Below are 13,327 nucleotides of genomic sequence, written 5' to 3'. Positions count from 1 at the left end.
AACGGGGTTCAGTTCAGGCCCGTGAGGAACTCGCCGAAGAGTCGGTTGGCGGTGTCGGAGTCGTAGAGGCGTTCGAACTCGGCGCGTGCGAGGCGGCGTCGGAACTCACCGTGGTAAGAGACGTCTCCGGCGTCGTGCATGAGGTCGGTGAACCACGCGGCGTACGCCTGGTAGTTCCACACGTGCTTCAGGCAGGTGTCGGAGTACGCCGCCAGCGGGCCCGCGTCCTGCTCCTTGACCTGCTTCAGGACCGCCGTGGCGAACACGTCGGCGTCGTGCAGGGCCAGGTTCATGCCCTTGGCGCTCATGGGCGGCACGATGTGCGCGGCATCTCCGAGCAGATACAGGCGGCCGTAGCTCATCGGGTCGTGGACCACGCTGCGCAGCGGTACCAGTGTCTTGCTGGTGACGGTGCCCTTCATGGTGACCGGTTCGCCGAAGCGTGCCTCGATCTCCGCCCAGATCCGGTCGTCCGTCCACTCCTCGACATTTGTGTCCAGGGGGCACTGGAGGTAGAAGCGGCTGGCCTGCGGGCCGCGGGCGAACTGGCCGGCGAATCCCCGGTCGTGGATCGCCATCATGGACTGATGGTTGGCGGGGGCGTCGGCCAGTACGGTCAGCCAGGCGTACCCGTACTCGTGGGCGTGGCGGGTGAGGACGTCGTCGGGGATGCTCGCCCGGCTGACGCCGTGGTCCCCGTCGCAGCCGGCGATGAAGTCGCAGGTGATGGTCCGCGTCACGCCCGTGCTGTCGCGGTAGCGCACGCGCGGCCGGGGACCGGTGATGTCGTGCAGTTCCACGTCTTCGGCTTCGAAGCGAAGGTCGCCGCCGTCGCTGACGAAGACGTCGATGAGGTTGCGTACGAGGACCTGTTGGGGACAGAAGCGTCCGTCGACGTGGTCGTCGGTGGCGTACTTGAAGGGCCGCGCCTCGCCGTCGAGGCTGAAGTTCAGCACCGGCGCGAAGGGCGCGCCGTCGAGGACCCGGTCCTCCAGGCCCCACCCGCGGAACATGCGCGCGGCTCTGGGGTCGATGACGCCCGCCCGCTGGCGCTGCTCGACGTACTCGCGGCTCCGCCGCTCCAGCACCACGCAGTCGATCCCGCCGCGCAGGAGGAAGTTGCCGAGAGCGAGCCCGGCGACACCTGAACCCACGATGACGACAGTGGTGTTCTCGTCCGTTATGGACATGGTTGAAGCCCCTTCGTGTCTCTTACCGTCCCTTGGAGAGGTCCGTTGCGTCGCACCGGCGACCTGAGGTTCTGGGGGTCTGCGGTGCGACGGATGGGCGCCTTCACCTGGGAGGGACGCACTCATGGGTCCGCGCTGCACGCGGTGACCGCCGGACGCTGGACCTCCCCGGCCTTTGGCGCACCGGGGAGGGATCCCATACCCTTAAGCGAAGTACTCACTACGCATCATACGTAGTGTTCACTACGTTTGTAAAAGGGGTCAGGTCATGCGCCGCGATGGAGCCGCCAACAGGGAGAGGGTCCTGCTGGCCGCCGAGCATGTGTTCGCCGAGAAGGGGGCCGCCGCGTCCACCGACGAGGTCGCGCGGCGGGCGGAGGTCAGCATCGCCACCGTCTTCCGCAATTTCGCCACCAAGCAGGACCTCATCGAGGCCACGGCGTGCCGCTACCTGGAGAACCTGACCGCCGAGGCGCGGAAGCTCGCCGACAGCCAGGACCCCCGCAAAGGCTTCGCCTCCTTGATGAGGACCCTCGCGGCGGCCGGGCCGGTGAAGATGACCCTGCTGGATCTGCTGCCCCCGCACGACGACGACGGCCATGGCCTGTCACGGCCGGTCACCGAGGCGGCCGACGCATTCCGTGCGGCCCTGGACGACGCACTCCACCGCGCCCAGGCCGCGGGCGCCGCGCGCCCCGACGTCACCGGCGCCGACGTCTCCCTCCTCCTGCGCGCCCTCGCCTACGCCACGGACCTCAGCCAAGGCGAGGCCCTCGACCGCGCCGTGGGCATCGTCCTCGACGGCCTCGGCGTTCCACGCTGAGTGTGCGGCTCCGCCCTGTCGAAGCTATGGCGCAGTGACGAGGAGCACCCTGCGGGCAGAGGGGTGTTCGTTCGATGGGCGTACCGCGCGGTCCGGGGGCCCGCCCTGACGGTGAAGCGACCCCACGCCTCCCGGAGTTCAGCGCCGCTCACCTGTTCATCCACCTCGCCCCCTGGAGCGCCGAGGAGGCGGCCCAGCTCGGCATGACCGACCGCGGAGCGGCCGGCGCGGTCCCGTGGCGCGTCACGCTCGCGGCCCTCACTTCCGTACGCCGACGGCGCTTCCCGTGCTCGGCGCGGTCACCGCGCTGATCCTCGCGAGCCCGTCGGCAGACCGCCCGGGTGGGGACCCGTTCCGCTACGCCGGACCCGCCAGGGACCTGGCGATGTGGAACTGCCGCTCAGCCTCGGCCGGATGGCCCGCCGCCGCGTACGTACGTCCGAGGCGGCGGCGGGCCTCCATCTCCAGGGGCCTGCTGGTGTGCTCGGTGAGCGTGGCGAGGGCCTCGCGCTGGAGCGTGATGGCCAGCGGCAGGTCTCCGCGGCCGTGTTCCGCGGCGCCGAGCAGGGACAGCCTGGTCGCGCGCAGTTGCACGTCGCCGACCTCCCGGGCCAGCTCCGCCGCACGCCGCGCCAAGTCCTTGACCTCGGCGTACCGGCCGAGCGCCAGGTGGGCCTCGGCGGTGAAGCACAGCGTCTTGCTGATCATTCTGGGGCAGCCGATCTTCTCGGCGAACGCGAGGGAGGTGCCATAGAGCGTGAGCGCCTTCTCGGGCCGGCCCTGCTGGTCGTGCAGGGCACCGAGCTGGCAGCTCGACATCCCGGCGAGCCAGTCGTCGTCGAGCCGGGCGGCGAGCCCCATGACCTCGCTCAGGTGGGCCGCGGCCTCCGGGAGGCAGCCGAGCGCACGCTCCGCCGCGCCCATGACGGCGATCGCCCGCGCCTGCTCGCGCAGGCGGACGCTCTGGAGCAGGCCCACCCGGCTCCCCCCGGGCACGAAGGGTCTGTACGCCTTCGACGCCGACACCGGCGAGCAGGCCTGGCACTACCGGGCCACCGGCGGCTCCGGCTCCTGGTCGGCACAGACCCTCGGCGACGACCTGTACGCGGCCTGGTCCGGCAAGCTCTTCCGCTTCTCGGGACCTGGGGCGTAGCGCGCGGGGCATAGCGCGCGAGGCCTGCTCCACGAACCCCGCGCCGCCACCCCCGCGCCGGTCAGCGCGACCGCTGGCCGGTCACCAGGCGGTAGATCATGAGCACGATCACCGAGCCGACGATCGCGGCGATCCACGTCGACAGGTGGAAGAACCCGTTGATGGAATGCACCCCGAAGATCACCTTGCCGAGCCAGCCACCGAGCAGACCACCGACGATGCCCAGGAGCATCGTGACGAGGCAGCCGCCCGGGTCTTTACCGGGCATGAGCGCCTTGGCGATGGCGCCCGCGATAAGACCGATCAGAATCCAGGCGATGATGCCCACGACGTCTCCTGAGGTTTCGAGAATCCGGCGGTCTTTCCGCCTGGATGCATACCGGCCGCCTCCTGTAGAAGGCCGGCGAGATCCAGATATCCGCTCACAAAACCTATACACAGGACTAAAGTCCTGATTACTTCTACTGGTCCGCCCGGCGGATGGCCTCCCCCGCGCCTAGCCGGTCTCGCCGGTATGCCCATTCGCAGGCATCACAGCCACACCGTGCCCGCCGCCCCGATTCAACGTCCCGCGCAACAGCGCCGCCTCCTCGTCCAGGTGGTGCAGCAGTGCCCGGAGCGCGGGAGTACGGGTGCGGTGGGCCGTCTCCGTCGTGCCCACCGTGCGCCCCACCGACGGCAGCTCCACCGGGAGCGCCGCCAAGCGTTCGTCGTCGCGCAGCACCAGTTCCGGTAGCAGCGCCACCATGTCCGTCTGGAGCAGCAGGGCCCGCATCGTCAGGATCGACGTGCACTCCACCCGGTCCGCCGGGAGCGTCAGGCCCCGTTCGACGAACAGGACGCCCAACTCCTGCCGCAGGGCCGTCTGTTCGACCGGCAGGATCCAGGGGTAGGTCAGTGCGCCGGTCAGGGACGCGGCCGGATCGGCCAGCAGTGGGTGGCCCGCCCGTACCGCCAGCATGATCCGTTCCCGGTACAGCATCCGCTGGTGCAGTCGCTCGGCCTCCTTCGGCGCCGGGCCGACCCGGCCGACGATGACGTCCAACTCCCCTGCCAGCAGGGCCGGATGGAGCACGTCGAGGGTCCCCTCGCGTACCACCACCGTCAGGCGCGGGCGCTCGGACTTGAGCCGGGCCACCGCGCGCGGCAGCAGTACGTTGGCCCCGGCCAGCAGCGTGCCCACGGTGACCGTGCCCTCGTGGCCCTGGCGCAGCCCCTCCAAGTGCTCGCCCGCCGTACGCACCTCGGTGATGACCGCGCGCGCGTGCCCGGCCAGCGCCTCCCCGTACACCGTCGGGCGCATCCCGCGCGGCTCGCGGACGAACAGCGGCAGGTCCGCGATGGCCTCCAGCTCGCGCAGCGTGCGCGTGGCGGCGGGCTGCGTCAGGTGCAGCGACTCCGCCGCCCTGGCCACACCGCCGTGCTGGACGATCGCGACCAGCAGTGTCAGGTGCCGGAACTTCAGCCGGCCGTCCAGGAGGTTCACCGCGAGCTGTCCCTTCCGGTACGCCGACGGGTTCGTTGCGGCCGTGTGGACGCCCCGTGAACCGGATACGACCGCGTCCTGACCCTCCCATACCCGGATCGGTATGGGAACTACACCAACTGGCATTGGTTCGGCATGCCTGAGTCGACGCATGATGCGTGCACGATCCGGGGCTCGAGAACCGAGAACGGAACCGGCGACGGTACCGAACGCCCCGGCCTGGCAAGGGAGGTCCCCAAGGTGAGTACGCCTGTGCGGCATTACGTGGGAGGCGACTTCGACGCCTCCGGCGAGCCGTTCCCACTGGTCGACCCGGTCCGCGGGCGCACCGTCGCAGAGGTCCCCGCGGCCTCGGCCGAACTGGTCGACCGCGCCGTGCGCGCGGCCCGGGACGCGCTGCGCGGGCCGTGGGGCACGTGGAGCCCGGCCGACCGTTCCCGGGTGCTGCACCGCGTCGCCGACGGCATCGAGCGCCGCTTCGAGGAGTTCGTCGCCGCCGAGTGCACCGACACCGGCAAGCCGCGCGAGCTGGCGTCCACCGTCGACATCCCGCGCGCGATCGCCAACTTCCGTTCCTACGCGGACCTGTTGGCGGGCCGCGGCGAGCAGTCCTGGCACACCGGGACCCCGGACGGGCGCGGTGCGCTCAACTACACCGTGCGCAAGCCGCTCGGCGTGGTCGCCGTCATCTCTCCGTGGAACCTGCCGCTGCTGCTGCTCACCTGGAAGGTCGCGCCCGCGCTTGCCACCGGCAACACGGTCGTCGCCAAGCCCTCCGAGCTGACCCCGAGCACGGCCTGTCTGCTCGCCGAGGTGACCGCCGAAGCGGGCCTGCCCGACGGGGTGTTCAACCTCGTGCACGGCAAGGGCGGCGACGCGGCGGGGCAGTGGCTCACGGAGCACCCGGGCGTCGACGCGATCGCCTTCACCGGCGAGTCCGGCACCGGCACCACCATCATGCGCGCCGCGGCGGACCGTCTGGCGCCGGTCTCCTTCGAACTGGGCGGCAAGAACGCCGGGTTGGTGTTCGCCGACGCCGACCTGGACGAGGCGGTCGCGGGCACGGTCCGCTCGGCCTTCACGCACAGCGGCCAGGTCTGCCTGTGCACCGAGCGGCTGTACGTGGAGCGGCCGGTGTTCGACGAGTTCGCGGCGCGGCTCGCGGCCGAGGCCCGCAAGCTCGACGGCTACGGCCCGATGATCTCCGCCGCCCACCGCGACAAGGTCCTGGGATATCTCGCGAGGGCCGCCGCCGACGGCGAGGTCCTCGCGGGCGGCGGCGCGCCGCACTTCGGCGACGACCGCGACGCGGGCTTCTTCGTGGAGCCGACCGTGCTGGCCGGGCTGCCCGAGGACCACCCGGTGGTACGGGAGGAGATCTTCGGCCCGGTCGTGCACCTGGCCCCGTTCGACACCGAGGAGGAGGCCCTCGCGCTCGCCAACGCGGGACCGTACGGCCTGGCCGCCACCGTGTGGACCCGAGACCTCGCGCGCGCCCACCGGGTCGCGCCCGCCCTGGAGGTGGGCATCGCCTGGGTCAACACCTGGAACCTGCGCGACCTGCGCACCCCGTTCGGCGGCGTGAAGGCGTCCGGCATCGGGCGCGAGGGCGGCCACCACTCGCTCGACTTCTTCTCCGAGCCGATGAATGTGTGCGTGAAGCTGTGAGGACCCCGACCACCACGAATACCGCAACCACCACGTCCACCGCGAACACCGCCGCGACCGCTGCCGTACGGACCGCCGCCGAGCGCCTCGACGAGGCCCGCCGCACCGGCGTCCCCTGCGCCCCCGTACGCGACGTCCTGGACGCCGACGACCTCGACGCCGCGTACGCCGTGCAGTCCCTGCTGACCGAGCGCCGCCTGGCAGAGGGCCACCGCGTCACCGGCTGGAAGATCGGTCTGACCTCGTCCGCCGTACAGGCCCAACTCGGCGTCGACACACCCGACTTCGGCGCCCTGCTCGACGACACCGCGGTCCCCGACGGCGCCGACCTGCCCTGGGGTACGGTCCTCCAGCCCCGGGCGGAGGCCGAGGTCGCGCTCGTCCTGGAGCACGACCTGGCGCACGAGCGGCACACCGTCGCCGACGTCATCCGGGCCACCGCGTTCGCGCTGCCCGCCATCGAGGTCGTCGGCAGCCGCATCCACGACTGGGACATCACGGCCGTCGACACCATCGCGGACAACGCCTCCAGCGGCGCGTACGTCCTCGGCAACCGGCCCGTACCACTCGGGCGGCTCGACCTGCGCACCGCCGGGATGGTCCTGGAGCGGCGCGGCGAACCGGTCTCGACCGGAGCGGGCGCCGCCTGCCTGGGCCATCCGCTGCACGCCGCCGTCTGGCTCGCCGACACGCTCGTGCGCCTCGGGCACCCGCTGCGCGCCGGAGACACCGTGCTCACCGGCGCGCTCGGCCCCATGACCGCCGTCGCCCCCGGTGACGTACTCGAAGCCCGCATCGAAGGACTCGGCTCGGTCCGCGCGGCCTTCGGCACCGACACGGACGCGTCCGGCACTCACCAGGAGGACGCCAGATGACCAGCACCGCCCTCGACCTCGACGCGATCGCCGAGCGCCTCGACGCCGCCGCCCTCGACGCCCGCACCCTGCCCGGCGGTACCACCGGACTGACCACCACCGAGGACGCGTACGCCACCCAACGGGCCCTGGTGGCACGGAAGATGGCGCGCGGTGAGCGGGTCACCGGCTTCAAGCTCGGCTTCACCAGCCTCGCCAAGATGCGCCAGATGGGCGTCTCGGACCTGATCCACGGCCGCATCACCGACGCCATGGAGATCGCCGACGGCGGACGGTACGACGTATCCGGCCTGATCCATCCACGGGTGGAGCCCGAGGTCGCCTTCCTGCTCGGCGCGACGCTGCGCCCCGGCGGCGACCCTGCGGCCGCGGTCGCCGCCGTCGCGCCCGCACTGGAGGTCATCGACTCCCGCTACGACGGCTTCACGTTCTCGCTGCCCGAGGTCGTCGCCGACAACACCTCCGCCGCCGGGTACGCCGTCGGCCCCTGGAGCGCCCTCGCCGACCTGGCCAACCTCGGCGTCCTGCTCGAACTCGAAGGACGCCTCGCCCAGTCCGGGTCCACCGCTGCGATCCTGGGCCACCCGCTGCGCGCCCTGGCCGCCGCCGCCCGTCTCGCCGGGGAGCTGCCCGCGGGGACCGTGGTCCTTGCGGGCGCGGCCACCGCCGCCGTACCGCTGCCGCCCGGCACCCACGTCCGTGCCACCGTCGCGGGCCTGGGCAGCGTGTCCTTCACCACCGACAAAGCCCCTGCCGACAAGGGCGTGACCGCATGATCGTCCCCGGTGCCGCGAAGCCCCGCGGCCGTTTTCCCCATCTGCGCCGCGCGGGCGACCTCGTGTACGTCTCAGGGACCAGCTCCCGCAGGCCCGACGGCACCTTCGCGGGCGCGAGCGCCGACCCGATGGGCGTCACCGACCTCGACATCCGCGCCCAGACGCGCGCGGTCATCGAGAACATCGGGGGCCTGCTCGGCGCGGTCGGCGGCGGCCTCGGCGACCTGGTGTCCCTCACCACGTACCTCGTCAGCATGAACGACTTCGGGGGCTACAACGAGGTCTACGCGGAGTACTTCGACGAGTCGGGCCCGGCTCGCACCACGGTCGCCGTCCACCAACTCCCGCACCCCCACCTGCTGATCGAGATCAGCGCCGTCGCCCACCTACCGATCAGCGGTACGAACCAGGAGCAGCCCGCATGACCATGCCCCCGTTCAACCTCCACGCCTGGATCGAGGAGCACCGCCATCTGCTCAAGCCGCCCGTGGGCAACGTCCAGATCTGGCAGGACGCCGACCTGATGGTGACGATCGTGGGCGGCCCCAACCGGCGCACCGACTTCCACGACGACCCGATCGACGAGTTCTTCTACCAGCTCAAGGGCGACATGGTGCTGCGCGTCATGGACGAGGAGGGCAGACCGCCGCGCGACATACACATCCGCGAGGGCGACGTCTTCCTGCTCCCGCCGCACGTACGGCACTCGCCGCAGCGGCCCGAGGAGGGCAGCATCGGCATGGTCGTCGAATTCGCCCGTCCGCGGGGCCAGGTCGACGCCTTCGAGTGGTACTGCATGGACTGCCACCACTTGGTGCACCGCAGCGAGGTGCAGCTCACCTCGATCGTGGACGACCTGCCGCCCGTCTTCCAGGCCTTCTACGGCGACGACGCGGCCCGCACCTGCGGGAACTGCGGCGCCGTGCATCCCGGCAAGGAGTGGCCCGAGGCGCTGCGCCCGCGGACCCGGCGGGACGGGGAGCGCGCATGACCGTCGTCGACATCCACGCGCACGTCTTCCCCGAGATCAGCCGTGCCGAGTCCCGGCTCCTCACCGGCGACGACGAGGGCCCCTGGCTGCGCACCTCCGACGGGCCCGACGCCGGAATGATGATGGCCGGCGCCCGCGAGTACCGGCCGGTGCGCCGCACCCTGTGGGACCCGGCGACCCGCGTCGCCGACCTCGACCGGCTCGGCGTGGACGTGCAGGTGCTGTCCAGCACGCCGCTGATGTTCGGCTACGGTCTGGAGGCCGAGCGGGCCGCCGACTGGTGCCGGATGGTCAACTCACGCATCCTGACCTACAGTTCGCACGCCCCCGACCGGCTCGCTCCGCTCTGCCAGGTGCCGCTCCAGGACACCGAGGCGGCCTGCACCGTGGTCTCCGAGGCCGTGCGCCAGGGCTTTCGCGGCGTACACATCGGCAACCACCTCGGCGACCGCGACCTCGACCACGGCGCGCTGCTCGAATTCCTCACGCACTGCGCCGAGCAGGACGCCGCGGTCCTGGTCCACCCGTGGGACCTGCCAGCCGGTCCGCGCTTCTCCCGCTACATGCTGGCCTGGCTGGCGGGCATGGCCGCCGAGACGCACCTGACGATCCTCTCGCTCATCCTGTCCGGCGCGTTCGAGAAACTGCCCGCCTCGCTGCGGCTGATGTTCGCGCACGGCGGCGGCAGCTTCCCGTACCTCCTCGGCCGCGCCGACAACGCCTGGCACCAGCGCGACCTGGTGCGCGCCGACAGCCCCAAGCCGCCGTCCGCGTACACCGAGCGCTTCTCGGTGGACTCGGCCGTCTTCGACCCGGGCGCGCTGCGCCTGCTCGTGGACGTGATGGGCGCGGAGCGCGTGCTGCTCGGCTCCGACCACCCCTTCCCGCTCGGCGAGGAGGAGATCGGCGGCCTCGTACGCGGCAGCGCGCTCACCGACGACGAGAAGGCCGCCGTCCTCGGCGGCAACGCCGTCCGGTTCTTCGGACTGCACCACCTGGTGAAGGAGGGCGCCCGATGAAGGCCGCCGTCATCGGTTCCGGCAACATCGGCACCGACCTGCTCATCAAGATCGTCCGAGGGTCCGGGGCGGTCGCCGCCGCCGCCATGATCGGCATCGACCCCGAATCCGAAGGCCTGGCCCGCGCCCGCCGCCTGGGGGTACCCACCAGCGCCGACGGCGTCCAAGGCCTCATCTCCCTGGACGACTTCGCGGACATCGACGTCGTCTTCGACGCCACCTCCGCCGCCGCCCACCACGCCAACGCCGCCGCGCTCGGCCCGTACGGCAAGACGCTCATCGACCTGACCCCGGCGGCCATCGGCCCGTACGTCGTCCCGCCCGTCAACCTCGACGAGCACCTGGACGCCACGAACGTCAACATGGTCACCTGCGGCGGCCAGGCCACCATCCCCGTCGTCGCCGCCGTCTCCCGTGTCGCCCCGGTCCACTACGCCGAGATCGTCGCCTCCATCGCCTCGCGCTCGGCCGGACCCGGCACCCGCGCCAACATCGACGAGTTCACCGAGACCACATCGCGCGCCCTGGAGCAGGTCGGCGGCGCCGCCCGAGGCAAGGCCATCATCGTCCTCAACCCGGCCGAGCCCCCGCTGCTCATGCGCGACACCGTGCACTGCGTCACCGACGACTGCGACACCGCCCAAGTCGCCGCTTCCGTAAGGGAGATGACGGCCGCCGTCGCCGCGTACGTACCCGGCTACCGGCTCAAGCAGGAGCCCCAGTTCCGCACCCTGGCCGCCGACGACCCGCTCGTCGCCCTCTCCGGCGGCGGACGCCTGCTCGTCTCAGTCTACCTGGAGGTCGAGGGCGCCGCCCACTACCTGCCCGCCTACGCCGGCAACCTCGACATCATGACGTCCGCCGCGCTGCGCACCGCCGAGCGCCTGACCGAACGGACCCAGGACCGATGACCCGCGTCTACGTCCAGGACGTCACCCTGCGCGACGGCATGCACGCCGTCGCCCACCGCTACACCACCGACCAGGTCCGCGCCATCGCCGCAGCCCTGGAGGCGGCGGGCGTCGACGCCGTCGAAGTCGCCCACGGGGACGGCCTGTCCGGCTCCTCCGTCACCTACGGACCCGGCGCCCACACCGACTGGGAGTGGCTGGAGGCCGCCGCCGACGTCCTGGACCGGGCCCGGCTCACCACCCTGCTGCTGCCCGGCATCGGCACCGCCGACGACCTGCGCCGCGCCCACGCGCTCGGCGTCACCTCCGTCCGCGTCGCCACCCACTGCACCGAGGCCGACATCTCCGCGCAGCACATCGGGCTCGCCCGCGAACTGGGCATGGACGTCGCCGGTTTCCTGATGATGTCCCACCTCGCCGAACCCGCCCAACTCGCCGAGCAGGCAAGGCTGATGGAGTCCTACGGCGCGCACTGCGTGTACGTCACCGACTCCGGCGGCCGCCTCACCATGGACGGCGTGCGCGACCGGGTCCGCGCCTACCGCGACGCCCTCGACCCCGCCACCGAGATCGGCATCCACGCCCACCACAACCTCGGCCTGGGCGTCGCCAACAGCATCGTCGCCGTCGAGGCGGGCGCCCTGCGCGTCGACGCCTCCCTCGCCGGACAGGGCGCGGGCGCGGGCAACGCCCCGCTGGAACCCGTCATCGCCGTGTTCGACCTGATGGGCTGGGAGCACGGCTGCGACCTGTTCCCCCTGATGGACGCCGCCGAGGCGCTCGTACGCCCCACCCAGGACCGCCCCGTCCGCGTCGACCGGGAGACCCTCACGCTCGGCTACGCCGGGGTGTACTCCAGCTTCCTGCGCCACGCCGAGACCACCGCAGCGCGCCACGGCCTCGACACCCGTGACCTGCTCGTCGAGGCGGGCCGGCGTCGGCTCGTCGGCGGCCAGGAGGACCTGCTCACCGACATCGCGCTCGACCTGGGCCGCGACACCGCCCCCGACGGCACCACTCCTTCGTGTAGCGAGGAAGTCCCCGCATGCTGAACCAGCGCGCCGCAGAGCTCGACGCCACCGACCCCCTCGCGCACGTCCGCGACCGCTTCACCCTGCCCAAGGGCGTCACCTACCTCGACGGCAACTCCCTGGGCGCCCTGCCCACCGCCGTCCCCGCCGCGATCGAGGACGCCGTCCACCGCCAGTGGGGCACCGACCTCATCCGCTCCTGGAACGGCAACGGCTGGTGGGAGGCGCCCGTGCGCACCGGCGACGCCGTCGGCCGCCTCATCGGCGCCGCTGCGGGGCAGGTCGTCGCGGGCGATTCCACCAGCGTCCAGCTCTTCAACACGCTGCTCGCCGCCGCCCGGCTGCGCCCCGGCCGCCGCCTGCTGCTCACCGACCCGGACCACTTCCCGACCGACCAGTACATCGCCGACTCCGTCGGCCGCCTGCTCGGCCTGGAAGTCCGCCGCGTCCCGGCCCGCGAGGTTACCGCCGTCCTGGCCGCCGAGGGCGAGCAGGTCGCCGTCGCCGCGTACGCCCCGGTCGACTACCGCACCGGCGAGCTGTACGACATGGCCGCCCTGACCGCCGCCGCGCATGCCGCGGGAGCCCTCGCGCACTGGGACCTGTGCCACGCGGCCGGTGCGCTGCCCGTACAACTCGACGCGATCCAGGCCGACTTCGCGGTGGGCTGCGGCTACAAGTACCTGTCCGGCGGTCCGGGCGCCCCCGCCTTCGCGTACGTCGCCCACCGCCACCAGCAGGACTTCGACCATCCGGTCACCGGCTGGCACGGGCACGCCGCGCCGTTCTCCATGTCCGGCACCTACGCTCCCGCGCCCGACATCACCCGCGCCCGCATCGGCACCCCGCCGCTCCTTTCGCTGGTCGCCCTGGAGGCCGCGCTCACCGCGTACGACGGCTTGGCCATGGCCGACGTACGCACCAAGAGCCTCTCCCTGACCCGCTTCTTCCAACAGTGCGCCGACGATCTCCTGGACGGGCACGGCTTCACCATGGCCACCCCGCGCGAGGACGAGCGCCGCGGCAGCCAGGTCGCCCTGCGCCACCCGGAGGCGTACCCGCTGGTCGCCGCGCTCACCGCGCGCGGCGTCATCGGCGACATGCGCGCCCCCGACCTGCTGCGCTTCGGCTTCAACGCGCTCTACCTCACGCACGCCGACGTCCTGCACGCCGTCGAGGAACTGCGCGACATCGTCGCGACGAAGGCCCACCACGCGCCCGAGTTCCAGGCCCGCCCGACCGTCACCTGACGCATCCGGGCCCCGATCCGACGGGATCCCCAGCCGGTCCGGCCCCCTCCGGACCGGCGCCCCGTCAGACGCACGCGCGCGACCACTCCGGCGCGCGTGCACGTGCACCACCGCACACCGTCGCAAGTCCCCTCTCCGCTCTCAGCCGTCGAGA

The 13,327-nt window shown here is 72.1% G+C and carries 16 protein-coding genes; 12 read left to right on the top strand and 4 right to left on the bottom strand.

What is annotated here, in order from left to right; all coding sequences use genetic code 11:
- Positions 1-8: 8 nt before the first annotated feature.
- Complete coding sequence (locus ACIO9J_RS21985) at positions 9-1,190, bottom strand: 4-hydroxybenzoate 3-monooxygenase (RefSeq protein ID WP_402001984.1); 1,182 nt, start codon at positions 1,188-1,190, stop codon at positions 9-11.
- Between the two features lie 268 nt (positions 1,191-1,458).
- Here ACIO9J_RS21985 and ACIO9J_RS21980 point away from each other — a divergent pair, with 268 nt between their 5' ends.
- A complete protein-coding gene (locus ACIO9J_RS21980; RefSeq protein WP_402001981.1) occupies positions 1,459-2,013 on the top strand; it encodes a TetR/AcrR family transcriptional regulator in 555 nt (184 codons plus the stop codon).
- A gap of 74 nt (positions 2,014-2,087) precedes the next feature.
- Positions 2,088-2,324, top strand: coding sequence for a hypothetical protein (locus ACIO9J_RS21975; protein WP_402001978.1), 237 nt, complete (start codon positions 2,088-2,090; stop codon positions 2,322-2,324).
- Positions 2,325-2,370: 46 nt separating this feature from the next.
- Here ACIO9J_RS21975 and ACIO9J_RS21970 read toward each other — a convergent pair whose 3' ends face one another.
- Complete coding sequence (locus ACIO9J_RS21970; protein ID WP_402001975.1) at positions 2,371-2,937, bottom strand: tetratricopeptide repeat protein; 567 nt, start codon at positions 2,935-2,937, stop codon at positions 2,371-2,373.
- Between ACIO9J_RS21970 and ACIO9J_RS21965 the strand changes: the two genes are divergently transcribed.
- Positions 2,936-3,166, top strand: a complete 231-nt coding sequence (locus tag ACIO9J_RS21965; protein WP_402001972.1) for a hypothetical protein — start codon at positions 2,936-2,938, stop codon at positions 3,164-3,166. The two genes, ACIO9J_RS21970 and ACIO9J_RS21965, sit on opposite strands and share 2 nt — an antisense overlap.
- A 61-nt stretch (positions 3,167-3,227) precedes the next feature.
- On the opposite strand, the gene ACIO9J_RS21960 is transcribed toward ACIO9J_RS21965, so the two are convergent.
- The gene (locus ACIO9J_RS21960) at positions 3,228-3,494 is read right to left on the bottom strand and encodes a GlsB/YeaQ/YmgE family stress response membrane protein (RefSeq protein ID WP_402001969.1); all 267 of its coding nucleotides are present in this window, start codon (positions 3,492-3,494) and stop codon (positions 3,228-3,230) included.
- Positions 3,495-3,662: 168 nt separating this feature from the next.
- Positions 3,663-4,652, bottom strand: coding sequence for a LysR substrate-binding domain-containing protein (locus ACIO9J_RS21955; protein WP_402001967.1), 990 nt, complete (start codon positions 4,650-4,652; stop codon positions 3,663-3,665).
- 240 nt (positions 4,653-4,892) lie between these two features.
- On the opposite strand from ACIO9J_RS21955, the gene ACIO9J_RS21950 reads away from it, so the two are divergent.
- From ACIO9J_RS21950 to kynU, 9 genes are read left to right on the top strand one after another with little or no spacing between them, the layout of a single operon-like run.
- A complete protein-coding gene (locus ACIO9J_RS21950) occupies positions 4,893-6,320 on the top strand; it encodes a 2-hydroxymuconic semialdehyde dehydrogenase (RefSeq protein WP_402001964.1) in 1,428 nt (475 codons plus the stop codon).
- A complete protein-coding gene (locus ACIO9J_RS21945) occupies positions 6,317-7,195 on the top strand; it encodes a 2-keto-4-pentenoate hydratase (protein ID WP_402001961.1) in 879 nt (292 codons plus the stop codon). Before ACIO9J_RS21950 ends, ACIO9J_RS21945 begins: the two co-directional genes overlap by 4 nt.
- Positions 7,192-7,971: a 2-keto-4-pentenoate hydratase gene (locus ACIO9J_RS21940; RefSeq protein ID WP_402001959.1), complete on the top strand. Its 780-nt coding sequence runs from the start codon at positions 7,192-7,194 to the stop codon at positions 7,969-7,971. Before ACIO9J_RS21945 ends, ACIO9J_RS21940 begins: the two co-directional genes overlap by 4 nt.
- On the top strand, positions 7,968-8,396 hold the full coding sequence (locus tag ACIO9J_RS21935; protein WP_402001958.1) for a RidA family protein: 429 nt from the start codon (positions 7,968-7,970) through the stop codon (positions 8,394-8,396). The genes ACIO9J_RS21940 and ACIO9J_RS21935 overlap by 4 nt, the downstream gene beginning before the upstream one ends.
- Positions 8,393-8,962, top strand: coding sequence for a 3-hydroxyanthranilate 3,4-dioxygenase (locus tag ACIO9J_RS21930; RefSeq protein ID WP_402001956.1), 570 nt, complete (start codon positions 8,393-8,395; stop codon positions 8,960-8,962). Before ACIO9J_RS21935 ends, ACIO9J_RS21930 begins: the two co-directional genes overlap by 4 nt.
- Positions 8,959-9,981: an amidohydrolase family protein gene (locus ACIO9J_RS21925; protein WP_402001954.1), complete on the top strand. Its 1,023-nt coding sequence runs from the start codon at positions 8,959-8,961 to the stop codon at positions 9,979-9,981. The genes ACIO9J_RS21930 and ACIO9J_RS21925 overlap by 4 nt, the downstream gene beginning before the upstream one ends.
- Positions 9,978-10,892, top strand: a complete 915-nt coding sequence (locus ACIO9J_RS21920; protein ID WP_402001952.1) for an acetaldehyde dehydrogenase (acetylating) — start codon at positions 9,978-9,980, stop codon at positions 10,890-10,892. Before ACIO9J_RS21925 ends, ACIO9J_RS21920 begins: the two co-directional genes overlap by 4 nt.
- The gene (dmpG, locus tag ACIO9J_RS21915; RefSeq protein ID WP_402001949.1) at positions 10,889-11,944 is read left to right on the top strand and encodes a 4-hydroxy-2-oxovalerate aldolase; all 1,056 of its coding nucleotides are present in this window, start codon (positions 10,889-10,891) and stop codon (positions 11,942-11,944) included. The genes ACIO9J_RS21920 and dmpG overlap by 4 nt, the downstream gene beginning before the upstream one ends.
- On the top strand, positions 11,938-13,173 hold the full coding sequence (gene kynU, locus ACIO9J_RS21910; protein WP_402001946.1) for a kynureninase: 1,236 nt from the start codon (positions 11,938-11,940) through the stop codon (positions 13,171-13,173). The genes dmpG and kynU overlap by 7 nt, the downstream gene beginning before the upstream one ends.
- The last annotated feature ends 154 nt before the right edge of the window (positions 13,174-13,327 follow it).

Origin of the sequence: Streptomyces sp. NPDC087300, from assembly GCF_044744425.1 — a bacterium.
Classification (GTDB): domain Bacteria; phylum Actinomycetota; class Actinomycetes; order Streptomycetales; family Streptomycetaceae; genus Streptomyces.
The sequence above is the reverse complement of the archived record's forward strand: the minus strand, read 5'-3'. Positions and strand labels throughout refer to the sequence as shown.

Excerpts from the sequence above, each read along its gene's own strand:
- kynU (WP_402001946.1), top strand. The coding sequence starts at position 11,938 with ATGCTGAACCAGCGCGCCGCAGAGCTCGACGCCACCGACCCCCTCGCG.
- ACIO9J_RS21940 (WP_402001959.1), top strand. The coding sequence starts at position 7,192 with ATGACCAGCACCGCCCTCGACCTCGACGCGATCGCCGAGCGCCTCGAC.
- ACIO9J_RS21920 (WP_402001952.1), top strand. The coding sequence starts at position 9,978 with ATGAAGGCCGCCGTCATCGGTTCCGGCAACATCGGCACCGACCTGCTC.
- ACIO9J_RS21930 (WP_402001956.1), top strand. The coding sequence starts at position 8,393 with ATGACCATGCCCCCGTTCAACCTCCACGCCTGGATCGAGGAGCACCGC.
- ACIO9J_RS21935 (WP_402001958.1), top strand. The coding sequence starts at position 7,968 with ATGATCGTCCCCGGTGCCGCGAAGCCCCGCGGCCGTTTTCCCCATCTG.
- ACIO9J_RS21985 (WP_402001984.1), bottom strand. The coding sequence starts at position 1,190 with ATGTCCATAACGGACGAGAACACCACTGTCGTCATCGTGGGTTCAGGT.
- ACIO9J_RS21965 (WP_402001972.1), top strand. The coding sequence starts at position 2,936 with ATGACGGCGATCGCCCGCGCCTGCTCGCGCAGGCGGACGCTCTGGAGC.
- ACIO9J_RS21980 (WP_402001981.1), top strand. The coding sequence starts at position 1,459 with ATGCGCCGCGATGGAGCCGCCAACAGGGAGAGGGTCCTGCTGGCCGCC.
- ACIO9J_RS21975 (WP_402001978.1), top strand. The coding sequence starts at position 2,088 with ATGGGCGTACCGCGCGGTCCGGGGGCCCGCCCTGACGGTGAAGCGACC.
- ACIO9J_RS21925 (WP_402001954.1), top strand. The coding sequence starts at position 8,959 with ATGACCGTCGTCGACATCCACGCGCACGTCTTCCCCGAGATCAGCCGT.
- dmpG (WP_402001949.1), top strand. The coding sequence starts at position 10,889 with ATGACCCGCGTCTACGTCCAGGACGTCACCCTGCGCGACGGCATGCAC.
- ACIO9J_RS21970 (WP_402001975.1), bottom strand. The coding sequence starts at position 2,937 with ATGGGCGCGGCGGAGCGTGCGCTCGGCTGCCTCCCGGAGGCCGCGGCC.